The organism is Blastococcus sp. TF02A-26 (assembly GCF_003319125.1).
In the GTDB taxonomy this organism is placed as follows: Bacteria; Actinomycetota; Actinomycetes; order Mycobacteriales; family Geodermatophilaceae; genus Trujillonella.
Genome location: NZ_QOHG01000006.1, coordinates 149547 through 172919, shown reverse-complemented (window position 1 = coordinate 172919; position 23373 = coordinate 149547). Strand labels below are relative to the sequence as shown.

The following is a 23373-nucleotide window of genomic DNA, read 5'->3' as shown; positions in this document are numbered from 1 at the left end:
GATCACCGCAATTGGAGGACCCCCGTGCCCCCCACCGCTCGCAGGCTCGCGGCGGGCCCCTGCACGCGGGCCGGAGGAGCGCTAGCCGGTCGCGAGGTCCAGCAGGCGGTCGACGAGCTCGTGCGCCAGCACGCCCCGGCGGGCGTCCGCGGCGATGGCGCGGCACAGCTCGGCCACCTCGGGGTGCCCCAGCTGGGCGCTGGTCCCGGCCAGCGTCGTGGAGGCCGAGGCCAGGGCCGGCGCGTCCCCGGACCGGGCACCGTCGGCGATCGCCGAGAGGCGGCCGGGCAGCGCGCCGGCGTACAGCGACTGCAGCCGGCCGGACAGCTCGCCGTCCACCACGTCGTCCGCGGCGCCGTGCAGAGCGTCCACGGCCGTGCCGGTGACGCGGTCCAGCAGGAACCGGAGCAGCACGCCGGCGTCGACCGGTGCGGGGAGGACGGCGAGCGCCCCCGCGGCGCTCCCGGCCTCGCGCACCTCGGCGGTGAGGCCCCGGCTCGTGCCCAGCAGGTGGGCGCGGCAGCCGATCAGCCGCAGCCGGCGCAGCAGTGCCGGACCGTCGCCGCCGGGCAGGTCGAGGTCGGCCACGACCAGGTCCAGCTCGGCCGCGCGGGCCACCGCGAGCGCGGAGCGCAGGTCGTCGGCCTCCCGGATCCGCCAGCCGGCGGCGGCCAGCAGTGCCGCCGTCCGTGCGCGGTCGGTGCCGTCGGCGGCCACCACCAGGGCGGTCAGCACCGGCCCGGCTCCGGCGTGTCGGCCGCGTCGCCCGCGCAGGCGGTGACGGGCTGGTCGGGGCGGGCGGAGACGGCGCCGGCCCAGGCCGGCAGCGCGCTGGTGAGCACGAGGGCCACGAGGAGGCCGGCCAGGGGCAGGGCCCGCGAGGGCGGCTGCTCCGACGTCCGGATCCTGCTCATCGGGTCGCCCCCGGGGGCTCGGTGCGCGCGGCGGTGGCGGTGTGGGTGTCGGCGTCGTCGACCTCGCGGCCCGGCCGCCAGATGGCCAGCAGCATCCACACGCCCAGGCCGATCGGCAGCAGCTGGACGAACAGCGTGCTCAGCACGGACTCGCGCAGCAGGGTGATGACGTTGCCGATCTCCGGCACGACGGCCTGCACCTGGTAGGCGGTGTCGCCGCTGAGGACGGCGGTCCAGGGGTCGGGTGCGTCGTTGGCGTCGCCCTGGGTGCGGACCGCGACGGTGCCGTCGGCGGTGCGGTCGACCTCGATGACGCGGTGGGTGACGACGCGGTGGTCGTCGATCGGGATGTGGTAGGTGATCACCATGCCGACCTCGACGTCCTCGACGTCCAGGGGCGTGGAGACGACCACGTCGCCCGGGTCGATCGTCGGGGCCATGCTGCCGGTCAGCATCGTCATGGTGCGGTAGTCCGCGACGCGCGGGCCGACGGCCAGGCCGAGGAACGACAGCACGGCGGTGCACACCAGCATGCGGACCGTCCAGCGGCCGGTGAACCGCAGGAGCGCGCGGACCGGGCGCCGGCGGCGGCGGACGGGGCGGGCTCCGGCCGGTCCGCCCGCGGACGGCGCCTGTGCCGTCCGCGGGGCGGGGAGTACAGCGGTCATGGTCTTCTCCGTCGATCTCGTCGTCGTGGCCGGGGATGCCGGCCGCTCACCTCTGTGCGGGCGCCCGGGCTGCGGGCGCCGGGGTCAGCGGGCGCCGGCGGCGCGCTGGGTGCCGGTGAAGACGAGGCTGAGGGTGGAGGACTTGCCCTGGAGGTCGTTGCCGGCGGTCTCGGGCAGGGAGATGGTGAAGGTGAGGTGGTCGGTGCCGCCGGCGGTGAGGCTGTTGAGGCCGGCGAGGGTGCGGTTGGACACGACCGGGGTGGTGCCGAAGTCGGTGACGGTGCCGCCGCAGGTGTAGGTCGGGGCGGTGGCGGTGCCGGCCTGGGTCCAGGGCACGGTGCAGGAGCGGACGGTGAGCTTGAGGCCGTTGGCGTCGGTGTTGAGGACGCTGGAGACGGTGGCGGTGGTGCCCAGGGTGACCGTGGACAGGGCCGAGGTGCCGGTGTTGGTGAGGGTGACGGCGCGGGTCATGGCGTCGCCGGGCACGAAGTTGGTGGTGCTGGCGGGGATGGCGGCGCCGGGGTTGGCGAGGTTGATCTTCACGGTGCCGGAGGCGACGTCGGTGGAGATCGGGGTGGTGGAGTCGGTGAAGGTGCCGAAGGTGCCCAGGCCGGCGACGGCGGCGGTGGCGCCCAGGACGCCGAGGGAGCCCAGGACCTTGCGGGTGGTGGAGGCCTTGCGGGTGCGCGTGCTCATGTCGTTCTCCTGCGGGGTGGGCCGGGGCGGGGTGTCCCGGCTGGCAGGAACGACTCTGCGAGCCCAACCGCAGGCGGCCCGCCCGCGTGCCTCAAGGCTTCCGCAAGAAGCGGACCTCCGACGCCGCCGTCCCCGTGGGAATGGCGGTTCTGCACCGTGCGATGTGGCGGTATTGCCCGGGCGGACGTGGCGGACGTCGCCTAGCGGGGGATGGGCAGGGTGAGCGTGAAGGTGGTGCCGCGGCCCTCGGCGCTGACGACGTCCAGGCTCCCGCCGTGCGCCGTGGTGATGGCCTTGGTGATCGACAGCCCCAGTCCGACGCCCTTCACGGCGTTGCGCTTCGCGGTGGACGCCCGGAAGAAGCGGGTGAAGAGCTGGTCGAGCTCCGCGGCGGGGATGCCGTAGCCGGTGTCGCTGACCGAGATCCGCGCGACCGGCGCGCCACCCGGGCACGGCTGCTCGGTGAACGCCCCGTCCGCCGCCTGCCAGCCTGCCCGGAGGGAGAGCGTGACGCGGCCGCCGGCGGGGGTGAACTTCACGGCGTTGGAGACGAGGTTGTCGCACGCCTGGCCCAGCCGCACGGGGTCGCCGGCGACGACGACGTCCGCGGCGGGCAGGTCGAGGTCCAGGCGCACGTCGCCGGCGGCAGCGGCGACCCGGGCGTTCTCCTCGGCGGCCCGCAGGACGGCGGCCAGGTCGACGTCCTCGGGCTGGAGGGTGAAGCGGCCGGCCTCGACCTGGGCGGTGAACAGCAGGTCGCCCACCAGCCGGAGCAGGCGCTGGGCGTTGCGCTCGACCGTGCCGAGGTAGGAGCGCTGCTCCTCGGTGAGCGGCTGGTCGGGGTCGTCGAGGACCAGCTCGAGGTAGCCGAGGATCGAGCTGAGCGGCGTGCGCAGCTCGTGGCTGATCAGGCTGACGAACTGGTCCTTGAGCCGCTCGCTGGCCCGGACCTCGGTCATGTCGGTGCCCACGAAGTTCCAGCCGGCGTGCTCGCCGGAGTCGTCGGAGCGCGGGGTGACCGCGACCGACACGGTGCGCTCCTCGCCGCCGGCGGTCACGTAGGTCCAGTCGCGGACGTCGCGGCCCTCGGCCTGGGCCAGCCGGACGAGCGCGTGGAGTCCGCCTCCCTCGGCGGCCAGCTCCTCGGCGAGGTGGAAGTCGGTGATCAGGCGCCGCCGGACGACCTCGGCGCGGGGGAGGCCGAGCAGCTTCTCGGCGCCCGGGTTCCACACCCGGACGACGCCGTCGAGGTCGGTGCCGATGATGGACTGCTCGGTGACGGCGTCGATGACGCTGGTCATCGTCTGGGCGCGGGCCGCGAGCATCCGGCCGGCCGTCTCCAGCTCGCCGTCGCGGCGGTCCATGTCCGCCCGCAGGGCGTCCCGCTCGGCGGTCAGGCGGGCCACCTCGGCGCGCAGCAGGTCCACCTCACCGAGCGCGGCCGGGGTCTCCTCGACGGTCGTCACGCGGTCCCCCCGGTGGTCAGCTCGCGGATGCGGGCGACCAGGCCCGCGACGGCGAAGGGCTTGGCGAGGTAGCTGTCGGCGCCCGAGGCGAGTCCACGGGCGACGTCCTCCTCGGAGGCGCCGGCCGAGAGCAGGAGCACCCGCACGCCGGCGGTCGCGGCCTCGGCGCGCAGGGTGGTGCAGACCTCCAGGCCGGTGGCGCCGGGCATGGAGACGTCGAGCACCGCCAGGTCGGGGACGGTGCTCCGGGCGGCGTCCAGCGCCGTGGGCCCGTCGGCCGCCTCGGCGACGACGGTGCCGCCGGCCCGCCGCACGGCCAGGCAGACCAGGCCGCGGATGTCGTCCTCGTCGTCGGCGACGAGCACGCGTGCTGCGTGCGGCTCCACGGTGGTGCTCCCGTCGGTCGGCGGTCCTCACCGTCGACGTCGGCGTCCGGGCGCTCCTCCTGCAGCCCGCGCCGGGGCCGGCTCACCCGTCCAGGTGACCTGCGCAGACGACAGCGCGCCCCGCCGGAGGACCGGCGGGGCGCGCTGTGCGGTGCTGTCCTACTGGCTCTGCACGGTCTCCTTGGACTGCTGGGCCTGGCCCTGCACGTCCTGAGCGGCCGACTGGCCCTCCTGCTTCACCGTCTGGGCGGCGTCGGTCGCGGTGGACCGGACCTCCTCGACGGCGTGCTGGGCGACCGGCTTGAGCTCCTCGCCGATCTCCTGGGCGGCCTGCTTGGCCGGGGCCAGCAGCGCGTCCTTGTTCTCCCGCAGGGCCGTCTCGGCCTGCTGGGCCAGCTGCTGCTCCTTCTGGGTGGCCGGCAGCAGGCTGGAGACCAGCCAGCCGACGCCGAAGGCGATGAGCCCGGCGGCCATCGGGTTGCCCTGCGTCTGGCGCACGATCTGGTCCGGCGCCTGCTGCACGGCGTGCGCGGCCTGCTGCGCGGCACCCTGCACCGAGTCGGCCGCGTTCGAGGCGGTGCCCTGCACCGAGCTCATGGCGCTCTGCGCGTGGTACTGGGCGGTCGAGGTGGTGTCGTGTGCGCTGCCCATCACCTTCTCCTTGGCTCGGCTGAAGCGGCCCTTGGCCGCGGTCACGCGCCGGTCCATGACCCGCGCGGGGTTGACCTTCTCGTTGAGGGCGTCGACGTCGTAGCTGAGCTCGCGCCGCGTCTCCTCGATCTGCCGGCGGATGACGTCCGGGTCGTTGCTGGTGGGAGTGGTCATCTCTGGTCTCTCCAGGTGTGTGGGGGCCGGGGGCCGCTGGTCAGTGGGGCTTCAGGGCGCCGGGCACCTGGGACAGGGTGTCCACGGTGCGCTCCGGCTTCGGGTTGACCTTCTTGAGCTGGTTCCGGCCCATCACGAACGCGACGGCCCCGACGACGCCCCAGAGGATCGCCACGATGAGGGCGGCCAGGCCGGCGTCCATGAGGTTCTCCAGCGCCCACCACAGGGCGATGGAGAGGAACAGCAGCACCATGTAGCCGGCGAAGCCGGCGGCGCCCATGAGCCCGGCACCCTTGCCGGCCTTGGTCGCCTCGGCCTTGACCTCGGCCTTGGCCAGCTCGAGCTCCTGGCGCATCAGGGTGGAGAGGTCCTTCGCGACCTCGCCCATCAGCTGCCCGACCGAGGTGCCCTCGACGTCGGGGCGGCCCTGTGCGGTGGTCGGCGTGCCCATGTCGCCCGAGACCCCGGCGCCGGAGTGGGCGCCGTACTGGTCAGGGGTGACGGCGTAGTTCGCCTGCGGCTCGCCGTACCCGGACTGGGTGCCGACCGGGGTGGCACCGGAGTAGGGGGTGGTCATGGCTCAGACCACCCCGCCGGGGCGACGGGCCGGGTCGTCCCAGCCGGCGGGGGTCGTCGGGGGGACGACGCTGCCGGCGGGCGGGACGGTGCCGTACGGCGGCGGCGGGACCGGGGCGCCACCGGTGGTCGCGGTGCCGTAGCCGGTGGTGGCCTCGCTGTAGACGCCGGTCTCGCCGTAGCCGGAGTAGGCCGGGGCGGGGTCGACGTAGTTGGCGGGCGTGCGGTACGTGCCGGTGGTCCCGGACGAGCTGGTGCTCGTGTCGGAGTGCGCGGCCTTGACGCCGCTGGTCAGCCGACCGGCGACGACACCGGCGAGCGCGGCGCCGAGCAGGAAGGTGCCGGGCTTGCGCCGGGCGAAGGAGCGGATCTCCTCGAGCAGGTCCGCGGGCTCGCGGTTCTGCAGGGCGTCGGCGAACTGCTGGAGGCTGCTCGCACCCTGCTTGACCAGGTCGGCGGCGGGGCCGGGAGCCGGGGCGTTGCCGTCGGCCATGCCGCGGAGGGCGTCGGCGAGACCCGCGAGGCCCTGACCGGCCTTCTGCTGCTGGCTCACGACCTGCTGGCGCAGCTGGTCGCGGCCCTGGGCGATGACGTCCTGGGCCTGGGCCTTGGTCTCCTGCACGACCTCCTTGGCCTGGTCGGCGGCGGTCGAGGCGACCTGGCTCGCGCCCTGCGCGGCGGTCTGCCCGACGTTGCGGGCCTCGTCCTTGGCGACGTCGGCCTTCGACGTGGACTCGCCGGTCGAGGGGCTGGTCGCGCCCGCGCTGGTGGCGGGGGGCGGCGGGAACGGGGTGTCGATGGAGTGGGTCATCGGTCCTCCTCAGGCGAATGACGTGGTCGGGGCGTGCGTGCACCGGTGAGTGCCCCTGTTCGGGGCGCGACCGGGCCGCGTCCGTGCGGGCCCAGTGGACACGGCTCCACCGGTCGCGGGAGCGACCTCGGGAGCGTTGTGGGAAGGCGGCCGGCGACCCCGCGGTGGGCGCCGGCCGGGTCGTCCCACCGTGTCTGAGTGGGCCACCGGCCTGCGGATCAAGCGGTACCCGTGTGATCGCGGACGAAACGACGAGGTCGAACCGGACGTCGGCACGGGAGTAAGGTGAGGCTTCCCTTCGTCGTCTGGAGCCCGTCATGGCCGCCCCTGCCCCGCGCCGCCGGCGCTCCGCCCGACAGGCCGTCGTCGTCCGCAGCGAGTGGGTCACCCCGCACCTCGTGCGCCTCGTCCTGGGCGGCCCCGGACTCGACGGTTTCGCACCCGTGCACACCGACTCCTACGTGAAGCTGGTGCTCCCGCCGCGCGGTGCGCCGTACGCGGCCCCCTTCGACCCGGAGACGGTCGAGGCCGAGCAGCCGCGGGAGTTCTGGCCGTGCACCCGCACCTACTCGGTGCGGCGGTGGGACGCGGCCGCCGGTGAGCTGACCCTCGACGTCGTCACCCACGGGGACGAGGGGCTGGCCGGTCCCTGGGCGGCCGCCGCGCAGCCCGGCGACGCGGTGGTGCTGCTCGGCCCCGGTGGCGCGTACACCCCCGACCCGGACGCCGACTGGCACCTGCTGGTGGGGGACGAGACGACGCTCCCCTCGATCGCCGCCACGATCGAGCAGCTGCCGGCCGGCGCCCGGGTGCTGGCCTTCGTCGAGGTCGCCGACGACACCGAGGAGCAGCAGCTCCCGCTGCCCGACGGCGTGGAGCTCACCTGGGTGCACAGGGGGGACCGGGTGCCGGGACCGCGCTCGTGGCCGCCGTCCTCGCCGCGCCGCTGCCGGAGGGCTCCGTCCACGCGTTCGTGCACGGCGAAGCCGGTGCGGTCCGCGAGCTGCGGCGGTGGCTGCGCGGCCAGCTCGACGTCCCGCGGGAGCGCCTGTCGGTCTCCGGCTACTGGCGGATCGGCCGCACCGAGGACCGCTGGCAGGCCGAGAAGCCGGAGTGGAACGCCGCCGTCGAGGCCGAGGAGCAGACGCTGGCGGTCTAGCCGCGCCAGGGGAAGTCGGGGGAGCGGCGCTCGCCGAACGCCGCCACCCCCTCGGCCAGCTCGCCGGCCGCGATCGTCTCGCGGTACCAGCGGGCGACCTCGGGCCGGCCGTCCCCGCCGCCGAGCAGCGCGGTGACGACCTCCTTGGTCGACCGCTGGGTCAGCGCCGACCGCGACGCGAGCACGCCGGCGAAGCGGCGCACCTCGTCCTCCAGCTCCTCCGGGGGCAGCAGCCGGTCGACCAGGCCGGTGCGCAGGGCGGTCGGCGCGTCCACGAGCTCGCCGCTGAACAGCAGGAACCGGGTGAGCCCGGGGCCGACCAGGTCGAGCAGGGTCTTGGTCGACTCGGGCGTGTAGACGATGCCCACCTTCGCCGGCGTCACGCCGAAGACGCCGGTCTCGTCGCTGAAGCGCAGGTCGCAGCAGGTGGCCAGCTCGACGCCGCCGCCGATGCAGTGGCCGCGGATCATCGCGACCGTGGGCTTGGGGAACTCCCGCAGGGCCGCCTGGGCGGCCAGGTTGTCCCGGCGCAGCGCGGCCATCGGGTCCGCGGCGTCCGGCCCGCCGAGCAGGTCGGCGATGTCGGCGCCGGCGCAGAAGCTGCTGCCCGCGCCGGTCACCACCAGCACCCGGACGGCGGGGTCGGCCGCGGGCCCGGCGAGCACTCCGGGCAGGTCCCGCCACATGCCGGCGGTGAGTGCGTTCCGCTTGGCCGGCCGGTCGATGGTGAGGACGGCGACGCCCGGTCCGAGGCCGTCGGGGGTCAACGTCAGGTGCTCCGCCACGCCGTCATCTTCATGCGCGCCCTCGTGAGCGGAGTCGCTGGGTGACGGAAAGCGTCACCCAGCGACTCCGCTTCAACCGAGGTCGTCGGTGGCGAAGGTGTCGCACTGCGCGGGGTCGCCGGTCTCGTAGCCCGTGGTGAACCACCGCTGGCGCTGCTCCGAGGAGCCGTGCGTGAAGGCGTCCTGGTCGACCGTCCCGCCGCCGAGCTCGCGCTGGATGAAGTCGTCGCCGATCCGGCCGGCGGCGTCCAGGGCCCGGTCGATGTCGTCCTGGCTGATCTCCGCGATCAGCGGCTCGCCGGACTCGTCCGGCACCGTCTCGGCGTGGTTCGCCCACGTCCCGGCGAAGCAGTCCGCCTGCAGCTCGAGGCGCACCGTGCCGCTCTCCGGACCGGTCTCGCCGGGGTCCACCTGCTGGTTGATGCCGAGCAGGTTCTGCACGTGGTGGCCGTACTCGTGGGCCAGCACGTAGGCGTTCACGAACAGGCCACCCGCGGCGCCGAACTGCTCCTGGAGGGTCTCGAAGAAGGAGAGGTCGATGTACACGAGCCGGTCGGCCGGGCAGTAGAAGGGCCCGGAGCCGCTGGTGGCCCCGCCGCACGAGGTCTGCACCGAGCCGGAGAAGAACACCGTGTCGGTGGGGGAGTACCGGTCGCCGAGGACGCCGGTCCAGTAGTCCTGGATCGACTCGATGTCGGCGACGACGGCGCAGTCGACCGACTCGTTGGCGTCCTGCCCGGTCTGGCACTGCTGCTCGAGCTGGGTGTTGTCGGCGGTCTCGCCCTGGCCGAGGGAGCCGAGCTGCCCACCCAGGGCTCCGGCGACGGGGCCGCCCCCGCCCCCGCCGCCGAGCACCTGGAACAGCACGAGCACCAGGACGCCGACCAGGCCGAGCCCGCCGCCCCCGACGGCCAGTCCGCGCCCGCCACCGCCGCGGCGGCGGTCCTGCACGCCGGAGGTGTCCAGCCGTCCCGACTCGCGGTACCTCATCGCCGGCCGTCCTCCTGCGCTCCGTGGCACCCGGGGCGGCACCGGCCGGAGGGCTGCCCCGACCGGGCCCGGGTCATGCGCGCTCGGGGGCCTCGCCGCCGTGCGCGGGTGCGGTGGCCGGCTGGTCGCGGAGGAACAGGTACCAGTACGACGTCGCCACGAAGACGACGGCGCCCACCAGGTTGCCCGCCCCGGCGAGCAGCCAGTTGAGGAGCGTGTCGCCCCAGCCGACGTCGGGCACGCCGGCGAAGATCGCCGCCGGCAGGAAGAACATGTTGGCGACGACGTGGTCGAAGCCCATCGCGACGAACGCCATGATCGGGAAGAAGATCGCCAGGATCTTGCCCGAGATGCTCGCGGCCGACAGCGACATCCACACCGCCAGGCAGACCAGCCAGTTGCAGCCGACGCCGCGGAGGAAGATCTCCCAGGCGGTGTGCCCGGAGGTCTTGCCCTCGGCGATCTGGGTCAGCCGCTCGAAGGTCAGCCCGGCCGACCCGCTGCTGTCGGCGTCACCGATGACCCCGGTGGAGACGGCGAGGAAGTAGGCGACGAACAGCGCACCGAGCAGGTTGCCCAGCAGCACCAGGGTGAGGTTGCGGGCGACGTCGCCGACGGTGATCCGGCCCTGCATCGCCCCGAGCGGGACCAGCATCATGTTGCCGGTCGCCAGGTCCGAGCCCGCGATGAGCACGAGCACCAGGCCGAGGGTGAAGGCGGCGCCGGTCCACAGGGTGGGCAGCGTCCCCCAGGTCTCGGGGTCGAGCCCGGAGGAGACGGTGATGGCCACCATCGCGCCGAAGGAGATGTAGGCGCCGGCGAGGAAGGCGCTGACCAGGACGCGGTCCCACGTCCGGTGCACCTTCTTGGCGCCGGTCTCGGCCGCCACCTGGGCGATCTCGGCGGGCTGCTTGTCGGTCATGCGGGGCCTCCGGGTGTGCAGCGGCGCTCCTCCCGGACGCTAGCGCCGGATCCCCGCGCCCGCCCCCGGTGGCCGTCCGTCCGCCGGGATCTAGGGTCAGGGCATCTCGACGAGCCGGGGAGGGTCCGTGGCGGTGTCCAACCGCGTCAAGAGCGCCCTGACGACGACGGTGCTGGCGACCGCGGCGACCGGTTTCCTCGCCGGCTGCGGTACGGAGGACGACGAGGACGAGCAGGTCGCCTACTGCACCAACGAGGACGGCGAGATCGTCGACGACGACTACTGCGACGACGGCTACTCCGGCGGTGGCGGGGGGCTGTTCTTCCTCTACGTCGGCGCCTTCGGCCGCGGCCTGTCGCCGGGGACGGTGCTGCCCAGCGGCGGCACCCGCATCGACCCCCGCGACTCGACGGCCCGGCGCAACGCCGGCCTCCCGGCGTCGGGGAAGGTCACCGGCGGGACGCGGGTGAGCGGTGGCATCGGGTCGGGCACCGGCGGGCGCGTGGGCACCGGCGCCGGCAGTTGAGACGGATCGAGGCCGGCGTCGTCCGGCCGGGGTGGGAAGCGGAGATCGAGGCCCAGGGCCTGGTCTACAACCGGACCGGCCTGCCCGGCGGCGAGGTCCGCAGCTACTGGCGCGAGGGCCCGTTCTACGACTTCACGATGGCCGAGGTCGAGCGGCTCGAGGGCTGGGTCGCGCAGCTGTTCTCCATGTGCGAGGCCGCCGGCGACCACGTGATCGAGCGCGACCTGTTCGACCGGATGGGCATCCCGCCGATCGCCCGGCCGGAGATCCGCCGCACCTGGGAGGTCGAGCCGCCCAGCGTCTACGGCCGCTTCGACCTGCGCTACGACGGCGAGGGCCCGCCGAAGCTGCTCGAGTTCAACGCCGACACCCCCACCGGCCTGGTCGAGTCCGCGGTCACGCAGTGGAACTGGCACCTGTTCACCGGCCAGGGCAGCGACCAGTGGAACGCGCTGCACGACAAGCTCGTCGCGGCCTGGCAGCGGAACCTGACCCGGTGGGAACGGCGCACCGGCGTCCGGCCGCGGGTGCACCTGGCGTGGACCAGCGAGGAGAAGTCCGGCGAGGACCGGATGACCGTCGCCTACCTGATGGACACCGTGGTGCAGGCCGGCTACGAGGCGATCGAGCTGGTCGTCGAGGACATCGTGCTCGACGACGGCGACGCCCGGTTCTACGACCCGCAGGGCCGTCACCTCGACGTCGTCTTCAAGCTCTACCCCTGGGAGTGGCTGATCGAGGACGAGTTCGGCCCCGCCGTCCTCGCCGACGCCGCCCGGCCGGGCGGGACCACGTGGGTGGAACCGGCCTACAAGATGCTGTGGAGCACCAAGGCGCTGCTGCCGGTGCTGTGGCAGATGTTCGGCAGCGACCCGGTGCTGTCCCAGCTGCTGCTGCCGGCCTACTTCGCCGACGAGATGCCCTCGTCGTGGCGGACCTACGTGCGCAAGCCGCTGTGGGGCCGCGAGGGGGCGAACGTGGCGATCGTGCGCGACGGGCAGGTGACCGAGGAGCTGCCCGGCCGCTACGGCACCGAGGGTTTCGTCGTGCAGGAGTTCGCGCCGCTGCCGGACTTCGCCGGCGTCGACGGCCCGCACCACCCGGTGCTCGGCGCGTGGGTGGTCGACGGCGAGCCGGCCGGCCTGGGCATCCGGGAGAGCGACGGCCTGGTGACCGACAACCTGAGCTTCTTCGTCCCGCACACGATCGACCACCGGCTGCCGTCGTCCCCCCGAGCAGGGCGGCGCTGACCGGCCTAGGTTCGGGTCATGCCGTTGACGGGTGAGTACGAGCCGAGTCCGCAGCAGTGGGTCCGCGACCAGGTCGCGCAGTACGAGGCCAGCGGCGGCCGCGAGGCCAACACGCTGCTGGACACCGGTCTGCCGGTCTGCATCTTCAGCACACGGGGCGCGAGGTCGGGCAAGGTCCGCAAGCAGGCGCTCATGCGGGTGGAGCACGAGGGCGCGTACGCGATGGTCGGGTCGCAGGGCGGCGCCCCGACCGACCCGGCGTGGGTGGCCAACCTGCGGAAGTACCCGGACCAGGTGACGGTCCAGGACGGCCCCGAGCCCTGGGACGGCGTGGCCCGCGAGGTGACCGGCGAGGAGAAGGCGCAGTGGTGGGAGCGCGCGGTCGCCGCCTACCCGCCCTACGCCGAGTACCAGCAGAAGACCGACCGGGTCATCCCGGTGTTCGTCGTCGAGCGCGCGGAGCCGGCCAACCCGGCCTAGCCCCCCGGCGGCCCCCTCGTAGGGGCCCGCCGCGAGCCTGCGAGTGGTGGGGGACGAGGGGGTCCTTCTAGAAGCCGACGACCTCGTGCGGGCGGTAGGGCTCCTCCAGCCGGGCGATCTCCTCGTCGGTGAGGTGCAGGTCGACCGCGGCGACGGCGTCGTCGAGGTGGGCGTCCTTGGTGACGCCGACGATCGGGGCGGAGACCACCGGCTTGCTCAGCACCCAGGCGAGCGCGACCTGGGCCCGCGGCACCCCGCGCTCGGCGGCCACCTCCGCCACCCGCTCCACGATGGCCCGGTCGGAGGCCTCGTCGTAGAGGCGCTTGCCGAACTCGTCGGTCTCCGAGCGGGACGTCGTCTCGTCCCAGTCGCGGGTGAGCCGGCCCCGGGCGAGCGGGCTCCAGGGGATGACGCCGATGCCCTGGTCGGCGCAGAGCGGGTGCATCTCCCGCTCCTCCTCGCGGTTGAGCAGGTTGTAGTGGTCCTGCATCGACACGAAGCGGTGCCAGCCGTGCTCGCCGGCGGTGTGCAGCGCCTTGCCGAACTGCCAGGCCCACATCGACGAGGCGCCGAGGTAGCGCACCTTCCCGGAGCGGACCGCGGAGTCCAGCGCCTCCACGGTCTCCTCGATCGGGGTGTGCGGATCCCACCGGTGGATCTGGTACAGGTCGACGTAGTCGGTGCCCAGCCGCTGCAGCGACGCGTCGAGCTCGGCGAGGATCGCCTTGCGCGACAGGCCGGCGCCGTTGGGCCCCGGCCGCATCCGGCCGTGCACCTTGGTCGCGAGGACGACGTCCTCGCGGGAGGCGAAGTCCCGGATCGCGCGGCCGGTGATCTCCTCGCTGGAGCCGGCCGAGTAGACGTTCGCGGTGTCGAGGAACGTGATGCCGGCGGCGAGGGCCTTCTCGATCAGCCGGCGGCTCTCCTCCTCGGGGAGGCTCCACGGGTGGGCGCCGCGCTGCGGGTCGCCGAAGCTCATCATCCCGAGACAGATGCGCGAGACCTGCAGACCGGTGGTGCCGAGGCGGGTGTACTCCATGCCCCCAGCCTCGTCCGGAGGTGACGTCCGTGCACGTCAGGGGAGGGCCGCGGCGACCTCCGGGATCGCAGCGGCGACACGGTCGGGGAACGTCGTGAACGGCTCGGGCGCCGGGACCCGCTTCGCGCCGCTGCCCTTCCACCGCCACACGCCCACCACCTGGCCTCCGTGCACGACGGTGGACCGGAACATGCCGTTGTTGCCGGGCACGATCCGGTCGGCGAACTCCGCGGGCACGGTGCACGTGCGGTCGGCGTAACCGAGCACCATCTCGTCGAAGCCCGGCAGCAGCAGGACGGCGTCCTCGACCTCCGCGCGGCAGGTGGCCAGCCGATCGGGTAGGTCGGGCGCCATGAGCAGCTCCCGGCCCTCGACCTCGACCGCGGCGAGGTCGTCGCGGACCGCGGCGATGCCGGCGCGCACGTCGCGCAGCCCGAGCCCCGCCCACCGGGCCAGGTCGGTGTCGGACGCCGGGCCGTGGCCGGTGAGGTAGCGGCGGGCCAGCTCGGCCAGTGCCTCCTCCCGGCTCAACCGCCTCGGGGCGGGCACCCACTCGTCGAGCAGCACGAACGCCTGGTCGCCGTCGTCGGTCGGGCCGAGGACGAGGGTGCCGGTCTGGGCGAGGTACCAGAGCACGTGGTAGCCGCGCTGGCCGCTGACGTCGACGCCCTCGGCGAGGGTCGCCAGCAGCGCCGCGCGGGCCAGCCGGCGGCCGCCACCGAGTGCAGCGGAGGCGAGCTCCCGGCCGCGCTCCAGGTCGGCCTCGGTGAGCCCGACCTGCGCCCGTCGCCGGACGGCACCGGCCAGCACCCGGGGCCCGCACAACTCCAGCAGCCAGTGCAGCTCGCCGGCGGGGACGAGGTGCAACGTGCCCCGCATCGGCCAGGAGCGGACCACCGCGCCGGAGTCCAGCGCCGCCCGGACCCCCGCCAGGGACCGGTCCGGCGTCCGCAGCGCCACCGAGGTGAGCGCCCCCGGGAGGTCCTGCCCCTGCACGCACAGCAGCCCGGCGACCGCGTCGGCGGCATCGGCGGCCGGGGGGCCGGCGAGCCGCTGGGCGACCAGGCGGAGCAGGGCCAGCTCCCGGGGTGACGTCGTCATGCCGGCAGCCTGGCAGGAGGGGGTGACCGGCGGGTCCCTGCCAGGATCGGACCGTGGACGCACAGGCATGGGACGACCGGTACGCCGAGCGGCAGCAGTGGTCGGGGGAGCCGAACGCCCTCGTGGCCGAGCTGCTCGCCGAGGTGACGCCCGGGTCGGCGGTGGACCTCGCCGCGGGGGAGGGGCGGCACGCGCTGTGGCTGGCCGGTCTCGGCTGGCGGGTGACCGCCGTCGACTTCTCCGCCACCGGGCTGGCCCGCGGCCGGGAACGTCCCGGCGCCGACCGGGTGGCGTGGGTGGCCGCCGACGTCCTGACCTGGCCGGGACCGGACGAGCCGGTCGACCTCGTGCTCGTGGCCTACCTGCACCTGCCGTCACCGGACCTGGAGGAGCTGCTCGGCCGTGCGGTCGGCTGGCTGCGCCCCGGCGGCCGGCTCCTGGTGCTCGGCCACGACGTCGACAACGTCGAGCGCGGGGTCGGCGGCCCGCAGGAGCCGGCCATCCTGCACAGCGTGACGCGGTTCGCCCCCGTCGCGGAGCTGCTCGACGTCGACCGGCTGGCACAGGTGACCCGCGAGACCCCGGCCGGCACGGCGCTGGACACGCTGCTGTGGGGGCGCCGCCGGTAGCGTCGCCGTCGTGATGGGGATGGGTGGCGCCGGCGGCCGCGACGCCGAGCGGCGGCGGCGGATGGTCGCCACCGTGGTCGTGCTGGTGATGGTGCTGACGGCCGTGGCCACGGCGCTGTCCCTCGTGCTCGGCTGAGAGGAGCCGCCGTGACGGCGCCGGAGGAGATCGAGGCGTGGTTCGCCGCGGCCGGCGAGCGCGAGGACGAGCTGCGCCGCGTCGACGCCCTGGTCACGGCCGCCGCTCCGGGCATCGACCGGCAGCTGGTCGGTGCCGGCAGGGGGCAGATGCTCGGGTACGGGCTGATGCCCTACAAGCCGCGCTCGGCGACGGTGGCCACGCCCTGGCCCGTCGTCGCGCTCGCCGCGCAGAAGCGGCACCTCTCGCTCTACGTCTGCGCCGTCGTCGACGGCGGCTACATCGCCGAGGCGCGGGCCGCCCGCCTGGGAAAGGTGTCCTGCGGCAAGAGCTGCGTCCGGTTCTCCTCCCTGGACCGGGTGGACGCCGACGAGCTCGCCGCCCTGGTGCGGGACGCGCTCGCGCTGACCCGCGAGGGCCGCAACGCCTACTACGCGGGCTGACCGCCGCAGGGCACTTGGTCCCTGGTTCGCCGCCGCCTGCCGAGGCACCGTGTGCTGGCGCCGGTCGGGGGGACCGTCCCGGCGTTCGTGGCAGGGGGAGGACGACGGATGACGCGAGCGCTGACGAGGCCCTCCGACGAGGACGCCGCGATCGACCAGGCGGTCGTGCGGCTCACCGCCGAGTTCTCCCACCAGCTGCGTCCCCAGGTCATCGGCACTGTCGTCCGTAGCTGCCGCCGCGACCTCAGCGGCGTGCCGACGACCGCGCTCCCGGAGCTCGTCGAGCGGCTGGCCCGCGCGCGGCTGCAGTCGGAGGACCGTCCCGCTTGACCTCGAGTGCACGTGAGGCGGTTGCCTCCCGGGCATGCGCGCCATCCGACTGCACGAGTTCGGCGGCCCCGACCGCCTGGTCCTCGACGACCTCCCCGACCTGACGCCCGCGCCGGGGCAGGTCCGCATCGCCGTCCGGGCCGCCGGCGTCCACCTGGTCGACACCGTCCTGCGGCGCGGTGACCCGGGACCGGTCTCGCTCCCGCTGCCGGAGCTCCCCATGGTCCCCGGCCGCGAGGTCGCCGGGGTCGTCGACGCGCTCGGCGACGGCGTCGACCCGGCCTGGCTGGGTCGGCGCGTCGTCGCCCACCTCGGGCCCGTCCCCGGCGGCTACGCCGAGCAGGCGGTGACCGCCGTCGACGGGCAGCTGTTCGTCGTGCCGGAGCAGGTGGGCTGGTCGGACGCGGTCGCCGCCGTCGGCACCGGCCGCACCGCGCTGGGCGTGCTGGAGCTCGAGCCCCCGTCGGCGCGGGACGTCGTCCTCGTCCCGTCGGCGGCCGGCGGGATGGGATGGCTGCTGGTCCAGGCGGCCCGGGCGGCCGGCGCCACGGTGGTGGCCGCCGCCGGAGGTGCGGAGAAGACGGCCCGGCTGGCGGAACTGGGCGCCGACCTCGTCGTCGACTACACCGCCGCCGGCTGGGACGACCGGGTCCGCGGGGCGACCGGAGGGGTGACCGTCGTCTACGACGGCGTCGGCGGTGCGGTGGGCCGCTGCGCGCTCGAGCTGCTGCGCCCCGGCGGGCGGCTGGTCATGTTCGGCTACTCGGCCGGTGCGCCGACCCGGTTCGACACCGGGGACGTCGTCCGCCTCGGGATCACCGCCGGCTGGTCGCTCGGGCCGCGGATGACCGCCCTCCCCGGCGGGATCCCGGGGCTGGCCGGCCGCTCGCTGGACCGGGTCGCCGCGGGACGCTGGCGCCCGCTGGTCACGGACCACCCGCTCGCCGAGGCCGCCCGGGCGCACGCCGACCTGGAGCAGCGCCGGGCACTGGGCAAGGTGGTGCTGCGCACCGCGTGAGAACCCGGTTGTCGGCAGCCGGAGACTGTCGGGGTGGGCTACGTCGACGTGAGCGGGGTCCGGCACACGCTGCCGGACGGGCGGGTACTGCTGGACGACGTGTCGTTCCGCGTGGGGGAGGGCGCCCGCGCGGCGCTGGTCGGGGAGAACGGGGCCGGGAAGACCACGCTGCTGCGGATCATCAGCGGCGACCTGGTGCCCGAGGCCGGCGCGGTGGCCCGGACCGGTGGGCTGGGCGTGATGCGCCAGTTCATCGGCTCCGTGCGCGACGACACGACGGTGCAGCGCTTCCTCGTCGACCTCTCGCCGCCCGCCGTCCGCGCCGCCTGGGACGCCGTCGATGCCGCCGAGCTGAGGCTCATGGAGACCGACGACGAGCCGACGCAGATGGCCTACGCCACCGCGCTCGCGCACTGGGGCGACGTCGGGGGCTACGACGCCGAGGTCACCTGGGACACCGTCACGGTCGCCGCGCTCGGGGTGCCGCTGGACCGCTGCAAGTACCGGGAGCTGTCCACGCTGTCCGGCGGCGAGCAGAAGCGGCTGGCCCTGGAGGCGCTGCTGCGCGGACCCGACGAGGTGCTGCTGCTCGACGAGCCGGACAACTACCTCGACGTCCCCGGCAAGCGGTGGCTGGAGGAGCGGCTGCTCGACACCCGCAAGACCGTGCTGTTCGTCAGCCACGACCGCGAGCTGCTGAACCGGGTCGCCGACCGCGTGGTCACCGTCGAGGGCGGGACGGCGTGGGTGCACGGCGGTGACTTCGTCAGCTACCACGAGGCCCGGTCGAGCCGGCACGAGCGGCAGGCCGAGCTGCGCCGCCGCTGGGACGAGGAGCACCAGCGGCTGGTCGACCTGGTGCGCACGCTGCAGCAGCAGGCCAAGAACTCGCCGGCGATGACCTCGACGTACCACGCGATGCAGACGCGGCTGGCCAAGTTCGAGGCCGCCGGTCCGCCACCGGAGCCGCCGGTGGAGCAGTCGCTCTCGATGCGGCTGCGCGGCGGGCGCACCGGCGTGCGGGCGGTCACCGCCGAGGCGCTGGAGCTGACCGGGCTGATGCAGCCGTTCGACCTCGAGGTCTTCTACGGCGACCGGGTGGCGGTGCTGGGGGCCAACGGCGCGGGCAAGTCGCACTTCCTCCGGATGCTCGCCGGTCAGGAGGTGGCCCACACCGGCTCCTGGCGGCTGGGCGCGCGCGTCGTCCCCGGGCTGTTCGCCCAGACCCACGCCCATCCCGAGTGGCTGGAGCGGACCCCCGTCGACCTGCTCTGGCACGGCGAGCCGGGCCGGCCGGGGGTCGACCGTGGCCGGGCGATGGCGGCGCTGCGCCGGTACGGCCTGGCCGACTCGGGCGACCAGCTGTTCCGCACGCTGTCGGGCGGGCAGCAGGCGCGGTTCCAGGTGCTGATGCTCGAGCTCTCCGGGGCCACCTTGCTGCTGCTCGACGAGCCGACCGACAACCTCGACGTGCTGTCGGCCGAGTCGCTGGAGGAGGCGCTGGCCGCCTTCGACGGCACGGTGCTGGCGGTGACCCACGACCGCTGGTTCGCCCGCTCCTTCGACCGGTTCCTGGTGTTCGGCTCCGACGGGCGGGTGTACGAGTCGGCCGAGCCGGTCTTCGACGAGACGCGGGTGGCCCGCGCCCGCTGACCTCAGCCGGCCGGCGGCGGTCCCCGGCGGAGGACGGCGCGGACGACGAGCCCGGCCACCAGGGCCCAGAAGGCGGCGCTGACGCCGGCGATCGCGATGCCCGAGGCGGCCGTGGCGAAGACGACGACGGCGGGGACCCGCTCGTCGGCCTCGGCGAGCGCCGCCTGCAACGAGGCGGCGAGCACGCCGAGCAGGGCGAGACCCGCCACGGCCGGGATCACCCCGGCCGGGGCCAGCAGCACCAGCGCGCCGAACGCCGCCGAGGCGACGCCGAGCAGCACGAGGACGACCCCGGAGGTCACGCTCGCGACCCAGCGCCGGGAGCGGTCCTCGCCGGCCTCCGGACCGGCCGCCAGCGCCGCGCTGATCGCGGCCAGGTTGATCGCGTGCCCCCCGGTCGGGGCCCCGGCGACCGTGCCGATCCCGGTCACCAGCATGGAGCGCCGCCAGGGGACCTCGTAGCCCAGGGACTTCATGACCGCGGCACCGGCGACGTTCTGCGAGGCCATCGTCACCAGGTACAGCGGCACCGCGATGCCGACGATGCCGCCCAGGGTGAAGGCCGGGGCGGTGACCTCCACCCGCGGCACGAGCGTCGCCGGGTCCACCGCCGCGTCGGAGGTGGCGACGTCGACGCCGATGACGACCGCGGCGGTCAGGAACGCCAGCGGCGCCGCCCAGCGCGGCAGGAACCGCATGGCCAGCAGCCAGACGGCGACGACGGGCGCCACGGCGAGCGGGTTGTCCGCCAGCCCGGTGACCGGTCCGAGGCAGAGGGGGAGCAGGACGCCGGCGAGCATCGCCTGGGCGACCGAGGCGGGGATGCCGGCGACGAGCGCGCCGAGTCGGGGCACGAGCCCGGTGACGACGACCAGGACACCGGTGACGACGAAGGCGCCGACCGCGGCGGGCCAGCCGCCGTCCACCGTCCCGGTCGAGGCGAGCAGCGCCGCGCCGGGGGTGGACCACGCGACGGTGATCGGCATCCGGGTCCACAGCGCCAGCAGGGCGGAGGACAGGCCCATCGCGACGCTGACCGTGAGCAGCCCGCTGGCGGCCTGGTCGGCGTCGGCGCCCACGCCCGCGAGGCCGCTGAGCACGATGACGAAGGAGCTGGTGAACCCGACGAGCCCGGAGACGACGCCGGCGGAGATCGGCCGGGACAGCCCGCCGGCAGCCGCCGTCACGCGGTGGCCCGGCGAGGTCGTGCGGCGCGCGGGCGGTGCATCGGGCTCCTCGGTCGGACGGGAGCCCAGGCGCAGTGCCGGTCGCGGCCCGGGAGCGAGGCTAGGACCAGCGCCGAAGCGGGGACAACCCGCCCCACCGGCGGGGTGGATCGAGCAGGAATCGAGAAGCCCCGTCGTCGTCGGCTGCCTAGCGTCGCCGGTGCCGACGTCGAGGGACGTCGCGGACCCGAGGAGGAGCACACGGTGACGAGCACGTCGAAGTCGCGCAGCAAGGACCGCTCGGAGGGCGGCCTCTCGGCGGCCGAGCAGGCCGCGGTCAAGGAGAGGGCCGCCGAGGTCCGGGCCGAGGGCCGGCGCGGCACGGGCAAGGCGGCCGCAGCCGAGCGGGACCTGCTGGCGAAGATCGCCGCGATGCCGCAGCCCGACCGTGGGCTGGCCGAGCGGGTCCACGCGCTGGTCACCGCAGCGGCCCCGGACCTGGCCCCGAAGCTCTGGTACGGCCAGCCCGCCTACGCCGGCGCCGGCGGCAAGGTCGTGTGCTTCTTCCGCAGCGGGCAGGCCGACGGGGTCCGTTACTCCACCTTCGGCTTCAACGACGAGGCGCGGCTCGACGCCGACGGTGGCTTCTGGCCGACGTCCTTCGCGGTCACGGCGGAGCTGGACGAGGCCGCCGAGGCGGACATCTCCGCGCTGGTGCGGAGGGCGGTGTCCTGACCGGTCGAGACGACCGGCACGGGGCGGTGGCATGGGCGGTGGAGCGCTGCGGCATAGTGGTACTGGGAATCATTACCGTTATCACCTTGGAGCACCGCATGCGCCGCCATCCCCGCACCGTCGCCCTGGCCATCGCCTCGGCCGCCACCCTCGCCCTCGCCGCGTGCGGCAGCGAGGACGAGGGGCCCACCACCAGCGTGGGGGACGCCGACGCCTGCCCCGGCGACGTGGTCGACGTCGTGGTCTCGGTCGGGCAGTGGGGGGACGTCGTGGAGTCCCTCGGCGGGGACTGCGCCTCGGTGACGACGGTCATCAGCTCGACCGCGGTGGACCCGCACGACTTCGAGCCCACCACCGGGGACATCGCCGCCTTCGAGGAGGCCGATCTCGTCGTCCTCAACGGCGCCGACTACGACCACTGGGCCGCGGACGCGGCGGCGAACGTGGACCCCGCCCCGGTCGTGCTCGACCTCGCCGAGGTGGCCGGCCTCGAGACCGAGGAGCACGCCGAGCAGGAGGGCGAGGAGCACACGGAGGAGGAGGGCGAGGAGCACGCCGAGGAGGAGGGGCACGGTCACGGCGGCGTGAACCCGCACATCTGGCACTCGCCCGACTTCGTGCAGCAGGCCGCCGACGCGGTGACCGCCGAGCTCTCCGCGCTCTCGCCCGACGCCGCCGACCACTTCGCCGACCGAGCGACGGCGTGGGAGGAGGAGCTCGCCCCGTACCTGGCGGAGATCGAGTCCCTGCGCGCCGCCGCCGCGGGGCGGACCTACGCGGCCACCGAGTCGGTCTTCGACTACATGGCCCGGGACATCGGTCTCACCGACGTCACGCCGGAGGGCTACCGCGAGGCGGCCAGCAACGAGTCGGACCCGGCGCCCGGCGACGTGGCCGAGTTCGGGAGCGCGCTGAGCGGTGGTGGGGTCGACGTCCTCGTCTACAACACCCAGACCGAGGGCGGCGTGCCCGAGCAGCTGCGTGGCAGCGCCGAGGACGCCGGCGTGCCGGTGGTCGAGGTGACGGAGTCCGTGCCCGACGACGACGGGTCCTTCGTCGACTGGCAGCTCACCCAGCTGCGCGCCCTGTCCGACGCCCTCGCGCGGGGCTGACCCGCGGTCGGGCGCCGGGGCTCAGGCCGCGGCGCCCGGGGCGCCGGCCGGGACCTCGACCCGACCGGCGCTGAGCGCGAGCACCGCGTCGGCGCGGTCCACCGCGGCGGCTTCGTGGGTCGCGTGGACGACCACGGCGCCGCGCTCGGCCTCCGTCGCCAGCGCCTGGAGCACGGCCAGCCGGGTGGCCGCGTCCACCCCGGCCGTCGGCTCGTCCACGAGCAGGACGTCGGCGCGGGCCACCAGTCCCTGGGCCAGCAGTGCCCGCTGCCGCTGGCCACCCGAGACCGCGGACAGGGGTGCCGCGAGCAGGTCGGTCAGGCCCAGCTGCTCGGCCGCCGCGGCGACCAGTGCCCGGTCGGCGGCGCGCAGCCGGCGCCACGGACCGCGCTCCCGCCACCGGCCCATGGCGATGGTGTCGGCGATCGTCAGCGGCAGGTGGTCGGGGACGGCGCTGCGCTGGGGCACGTAGGCGACCGTCCGCCCGCACAGCCCGTCCACGCAGCCCGAGGTGGGGCGCAGCACCCCGGCGAGGACGTCGAGCAGGGTCGACTTCCCGGCGCCGTTGCCCCCGACGACGGCGGTCACCGCCGCGGCGGGCAGGCAGGCGCAGACCCCGTCGAGCGCGAGGGTCTCGCCGCGGCGCACGCTGAGGTCGTCGAGGTCGATGGCGCTGGGCATGACCCCACCGTAGCAAGAGTGATAATCGTTCCCATTACTCTCGTCGGGTGTCCTGGCTCCTCGACCCCTTCGCGGTCCCCTTCATGCAGCGCGCCCTGCTCGGCGGTGTCCTCGCGGCGGTGACCTGCGCCGTCGTGGGCACCTGGGTGGTGGTCCGCGGGATGGCCTTCCTCGGCGAGGCGCTCGCCCACGGCATGCTCCCCGGGGTCGCCGTCGCCACGCTGGCCGGCTGGCCGCCGGTGGCCGGCGCCGCCGTGAGCGCCGGGCTGATGAGCGTCGGGGTCGGCGTGGTGGCCCGCCGGGCGCGGCTGTCCTCCGACACCGCCATCGGCCTGCTCTTCGTCGGCATGCTGGCGCTGGGCGTGCTCATCGTGTCCCGCTCCCGGTCCTTCGCCACCGACGTCACGGCGATCCTCTTCGGCGACGTCCTGGCGGTGCGGCAGTCCGACCTCGTGCTCCTCGGCGCCGGCCTGGTCGTGCTCGTCTCCGTCTGCGCCGCCTGCCACCGGGCGTTCGTGGCGGTGAGCTTCGACGAGCGGACGGCGGCCACGCTCGGCCTGCGCCCGCGCCTGGCGCACGCGCTGATGGTGCTGGTCGTCAGCGCCGCCGTCGTCGTCTCCTACTCGGCGCTGGGCACCCTGCTCGTCGTCGCGCTGCTGCTGGCGCCAGCCGCCGCGGCCCGGCAGTGGACCCGCCGGCTGCCCTCGACCATGGCCGCCGGCGCCGCCGTCGGCGCGGTCGCCGTGCTCGCCGGCCTGCTCCTGTCCTGGCACGCCGGCACCGCCGGTGGCGCCTCGATCGCCGTCTGCGCGGTCGCCCTCGTCGCCCTCTCCGTCGCCGCCCGCGCCGTGGTCGCGCGCTGAGCCGGCGCCCGCC

General features: G+C 75.0%; 28 protein-coding genes and 1 pseudogene. 13 read left to right on the top strand and 16 right to left on the bottom strand.

Annotated features, from left to right (window positions below):
* Positions 1-81 precede the first annotated feature (81 nt).
* The 9 genes from DQ240_RS09055 to DQ240_RS09015 all read right to left on the bottom strand — a co-directional run bounded on the left by DQ240_RS09055 (position 82) and on the right by DQ240_RS09015 (position 6342).
* A complete protein-coding gene (locus DQ240_RS09055; RefSeq protein ID WP_113839296.1) occupies positions 82-735 on the bottom strand; it encodes a response regulator in 654 nt (217 codons plus the stop codon).
* Positions 729-914, bottom strand: a complete 186-nt coding sequence (locus DQ240_RS09050) for a hypothetical protein (RefSeq protein WP_113839295.1) — start codon at positions 912-914, stop codon at positions 729-731. Before DQ240_RS09050 ends, DQ240_RS09055 begins: the two co-directional genes overlap by 7 nt.
* The gene (locus DQ240_RS09045) at positions 911-1582 is read right to left on the bottom strand and encodes a signal peptidase I (RefSeq protein ID WP_113839294.1); all 672 of its coding nucleotides are present in this window, start codon (positions 1580-1582) and stop codon (positions 911-913) included. The genes DQ240_RS09050 and DQ240_RS09045 overlap by 4 nt, the downstream gene beginning before the upstream one ends.
* An 84-nt stretch (positions 1583-1666) precedes the next feature.
* Entirely contained in the window at positions 1667-2278 is a 612-nt protein-coding gene (locus DQ240_RS09040; RefSeq protein WP_113839293.1) for a TasA family protein, read from the bottom strand.
* Between the two features lie 200 nt (positions 2279-2478).
* Entirely contained in the window at positions 2479-3744 is a 1266-nt protein-coding gene (locus DQ240_RS09035; RefSeq protein ID WP_199589195.1) for a cell wall metabolism sensor histidine kinase WalK, read from the bottom strand.
* Positions 3741-4130, bottom strand: a complete 390-nt coding sequence (locus DQ240_RS09030) for a response regulator transcription factor (RefSeq protein ID WP_113839292.1) — start codon at positions 4128-4130, stop codon at positions 3741-3743. Before DQ240_RS09030 ends, DQ240_RS09035 begins: the two co-directional genes overlap by 4 nt.
* A gap of 159 nt (positions 4131-4289) precedes the next feature.
* Positions 4290-4955: a DUF3618 domain-containing protein gene (locus DQ240_RS09025; RefSeq protein WP_113839291.1), complete on the bottom strand. Its 666-nt coding sequence runs from the start codon at positions 4953-4955 to the stop codon at positions 4290-4292.
* A 40-nt stretch (positions 4956-4995) separates the two neighbouring features.
* On the bottom strand, positions 4996-5532 hold the full coding sequence (locus DQ240_RS09020; protein ID WP_113839290.1) for a phage holin family protein: 537 nt from the start codon (positions 5530-5532) through the stop codon (positions 4996-4998).
* 3 nt (positions 5533-5535) lie between these two features.
* On the bottom strand, positions 5536-6342 hold the full coding sequence (locus DQ240_RS09015; protein WP_113839289.1) for a hypothetical protein: 807 nt from the start codon (positions 6340-6342) through the stop codon (positions 5536-5538).
* Between the two features lie 317 nt (positions 6343-6659).
* On the opposite strand from DQ240_RS09015, the pseudogene DQ240_RS24505 reads away from it, so the two are divergent.
* Positions 6660-7501: pseudogene (locus tag DQ240_RS24505) on the top strand (siderophore-interacting protein).
* Here DQ240_RS24505 and DQ240_RS09005 read toward each other — a convergent pair.
* The 3 genes from DQ240_RS09005 to DQ240_RS08995 all read right to left on the bottom strand — a co-directional run bounded on the left by DQ240_RS09005 (position 7498) and on the right by DQ240_RS08995 (position 10198).
* Complete coding sequence (locus DQ240_RS09005; RefSeq protein WP_113839288.1) at positions 7498-8286, bottom strand: enoyl-CoA hydratase/isomerase family protein; 789 nt, start codon at positions 8284-8286, stop codon at positions 7498-7500. The pseudogene DQ240_RS24505 and the gene DQ240_RS09005 overlap by 4 nt on opposite strands.
* A 72-nt stretch (positions 8287-8358) precedes the next feature.
* Entirely contained in the window at positions 8359-9276 is a 918-nt protein-coding gene (locus tag DQ240_RS09000) for a neutral zinc metallopeptidase (RefSeq protein WP_113839287.1), read from the bottom strand.
* Positions 9277-9349: 73 nt separating this feature from the next.
* On the bottom strand, positions 9350-10198 hold the full coding sequence (locus tag DQ240_RS08995; protein WP_113839286.1) for a formate/nitrite transporter family protein: 849 nt from the start codon (positions 10196-10198) through the stop codon (positions 9350-9352).
* 127 nt (positions 10199-10325) lie between these two features.
* Here DQ240_RS08995 and DQ240_RS08990 point away from each other — a divergent pair, with 127 nt between their 5' ends.
* The 3 genes from DQ240_RS08990 to DQ240_RS08980 are packed head-to-tail and all read left to right on the top strand — an operon-like array spanning position 10326 to position 12454.
* A complete protein-coding gene (locus DQ240_RS08990; RefSeq protein ID WP_113839285.1) occupies positions 10326-10724 on the top strand; it encodes a hypothetical protein in 399 nt (132 codons plus the stop codon).
* Positions 10721-11974: a glutathionylspermidine synthase family protein gene (locus DQ240_RS08985; RefSeq protein WP_113839284.1), complete on the top strand. Its 1254-nt coding sequence runs from the start codon at positions 10721-10723 to the stop codon at positions 11972-11974. Before DQ240_RS08990 ends, DQ240_RS08985 begins: the two co-directional genes overlap by 4 nt.
* Before the next feature lie 18 nt (positions 11975-11992).
* Complete coding sequence (locus DQ240_RS08980) at positions 11993-12454, top strand: nitroreductase family deazaflavin-dependent oxidoreductase (RefSeq protein ID WP_113839283.1); 462 nt, start codon at positions 11993-11995, stop codon at positions 12452-12454.
* 67 nt (positions 12455-12521) lie between these two features.
* On the opposite strand, the gene DQ240_RS08975 is transcribed toward DQ240_RS08980, so the two are convergent.
* Both DQ240_RS08975 and DQ240_RS08970 read right to left on the bottom strand, forming a co-directional pair.
* Positions 12522-13493 carry an aldo/keto reductase gene (locus tag DQ240_RS08975; RefSeq protein ID WP_113839282.1) on the bottom strand — a complete coding sequence of 324 codons (972 nt, stop codon included), beginning with the start codon at positions 13491-13493 and terminating at the stop codon, positions 12522-12524.
* A gap of 36 nt (positions 13494-13529) precedes the next feature.
* Positions 13530-14594, bottom strand: coding sequence for a winged helix DNA-binding domain-containing protein (locus DQ240_RS08970; protein WP_113839281.1), 1065 nt, complete (start codon positions 14592-14594; stop codon positions 13530-13532).
* A 53-nt stretch (positions 14595-14647) separates the two neighbouring features.
* On the opposite strand from DQ240_RS08970, the gene DQ240_RS08965 reads away from it, so the two are divergent.
* From DQ240_RS08965 to DQ240_RS08945, 6 genes are all read left to right on the top strand, one after another.
* Positions 14648-15223: a bifunctional 2-polyprenyl-6-hydroxyphenol methylase/3-demethylubiquinol 3-O-methyltransferase UbiG gene (locus tag DQ240_RS08965; RefSeq protein WP_113839280.1), complete on the top strand. Its 576-nt coding sequence runs from the start codon at positions 14648-14650 to the stop codon at positions 15221-15223.
* 10 nt (positions 15224-15233) lie between these two features.
* Complete coding sequence (locus DQ240_RS24230) at positions 15234-15359, top strand: hypothetical protein (RefSeq protein WP_255410883.1); 126 nt, start codon at positions 15234-15236, stop codon at positions 15357-15359.
* Positions 15360-15370: 11 nt separating this feature from the next.
* On the top strand, positions 15371-15802 hold the full coding sequence (locus tag DQ240_RS08960; RefSeq protein ID WP_113839279.1) for a DUF1801 domain-containing protein: 432 nt from the start codon (positions 15371-15373) through the stop codon (positions 15800-15802).
* 108 nt (positions 15803-15910) lie between these two features.
* On the top strand, positions 15911-16132 hold the full coding sequence (locus DQ240_RS08955; RefSeq protein ID WP_113839278.1) for a three-helix bundle dimerization domain-containing protein: 222 nt from the start codon (positions 15911-15913) through the stop codon (positions 16130-16132).
* A gap of 34 nt (positions 16133-16166) precedes the next feature.
* Complete coding sequence (locus DQ240_RS08950; protein ID WP_113839277.1) at positions 16167-17150, top strand: zinc-binding dehydrogenase; 984 nt, start codon at positions 16167-16169, stop codon at positions 17148-17150.
* A 33-nt stretch (positions 17151-17183) separates the two neighbouring features.
* Positions 17184-18803 carry an ABC-F family ATP-binding cassette domain-containing protein gene (locus DQ240_RS08945; protein ID WP_113839276.1) on the top strand — a complete coding sequence of 540 codons (1620 nt, stop codon included), beginning with the start codon at positions 17184-17186 and terminating at the stop codon, positions 18801-18803.
* Between the two features lie 2 nt (positions 18804-18805).
* Here DQ240_RS08945 and DQ240_RS08940 read toward each other — a convergent pair whose 3' ends face one another.
* Positions 18806-19990: a benzoate/H(+) symporter BenE family transporter gene (locus DQ240_RS08940; RefSeq protein WP_199589193.1), complete on the bottom strand. Its 1185-nt coding sequence runs from the start codon at positions 19988-19990 to the stop codon at positions 18806-18808.
* 243 nt (positions 19991-20233) lie between these two features.
* Here DQ240_RS08940 and DQ240_RS08935 point away from each other — a divergent pair, with 243 nt between their 5' ends.
* Positions 20234-20704, top strand: a complete 471-nt coding sequence (locus tag DQ240_RS08935) for an iron chaperone (protein WP_113839275.1) — start codon at positions 20234-20236, stop codon at positions 20702-20704.
* Between the two features lie 98 nt (positions 20705-20802).
* Positions 20803-21816 carry a metal ABC transporter solute-binding protein, Zn/Mn family gene (locus DQ240_RS08930; protein ID WP_113839274.1) on the top strand — a complete coding sequence of 338 codons (1014 nt, stop codon included), beginning with the start codon at positions 20803-20805 and terminating at the stop codon, positions 21814-21816.
* 21 nt (positions 21817-21837) lie between these two features.
* Here DQ240_RS08930 and aztA read toward each other — a convergent pair whose 3' ends face one another.
* The gene (gene aztA, locus DQ240_RS08925) at positions 21838-22497 is read right to left on the bottom strand and encodes a zinc ABC transporter ATP-binding protein AztA (protein WP_113839273.1); all 660 of its coding nucleotides are present in this window, start codon (positions 22495-22497) and stop codon (positions 21838-21840) included.
* 47 nt (positions 22498-22544) lie between these two features.
* Here aztA and aztB point away from each other — a divergent pair, with 47 nt between their 5' ends.
* Positions 22545-23360 (top strand): zinc ABC transporter permease AztB, encoded by an 816-nt coding sequence (gene aztB / locus DQ240_RS08920; RefSeq protein ID WP_113839272.1) that lies wholly within the window; start codon positions 22545-22547, stop codon positions 23358-23360.
* Positions 23361-23373 lie beyond the last annotated feature (13 nt).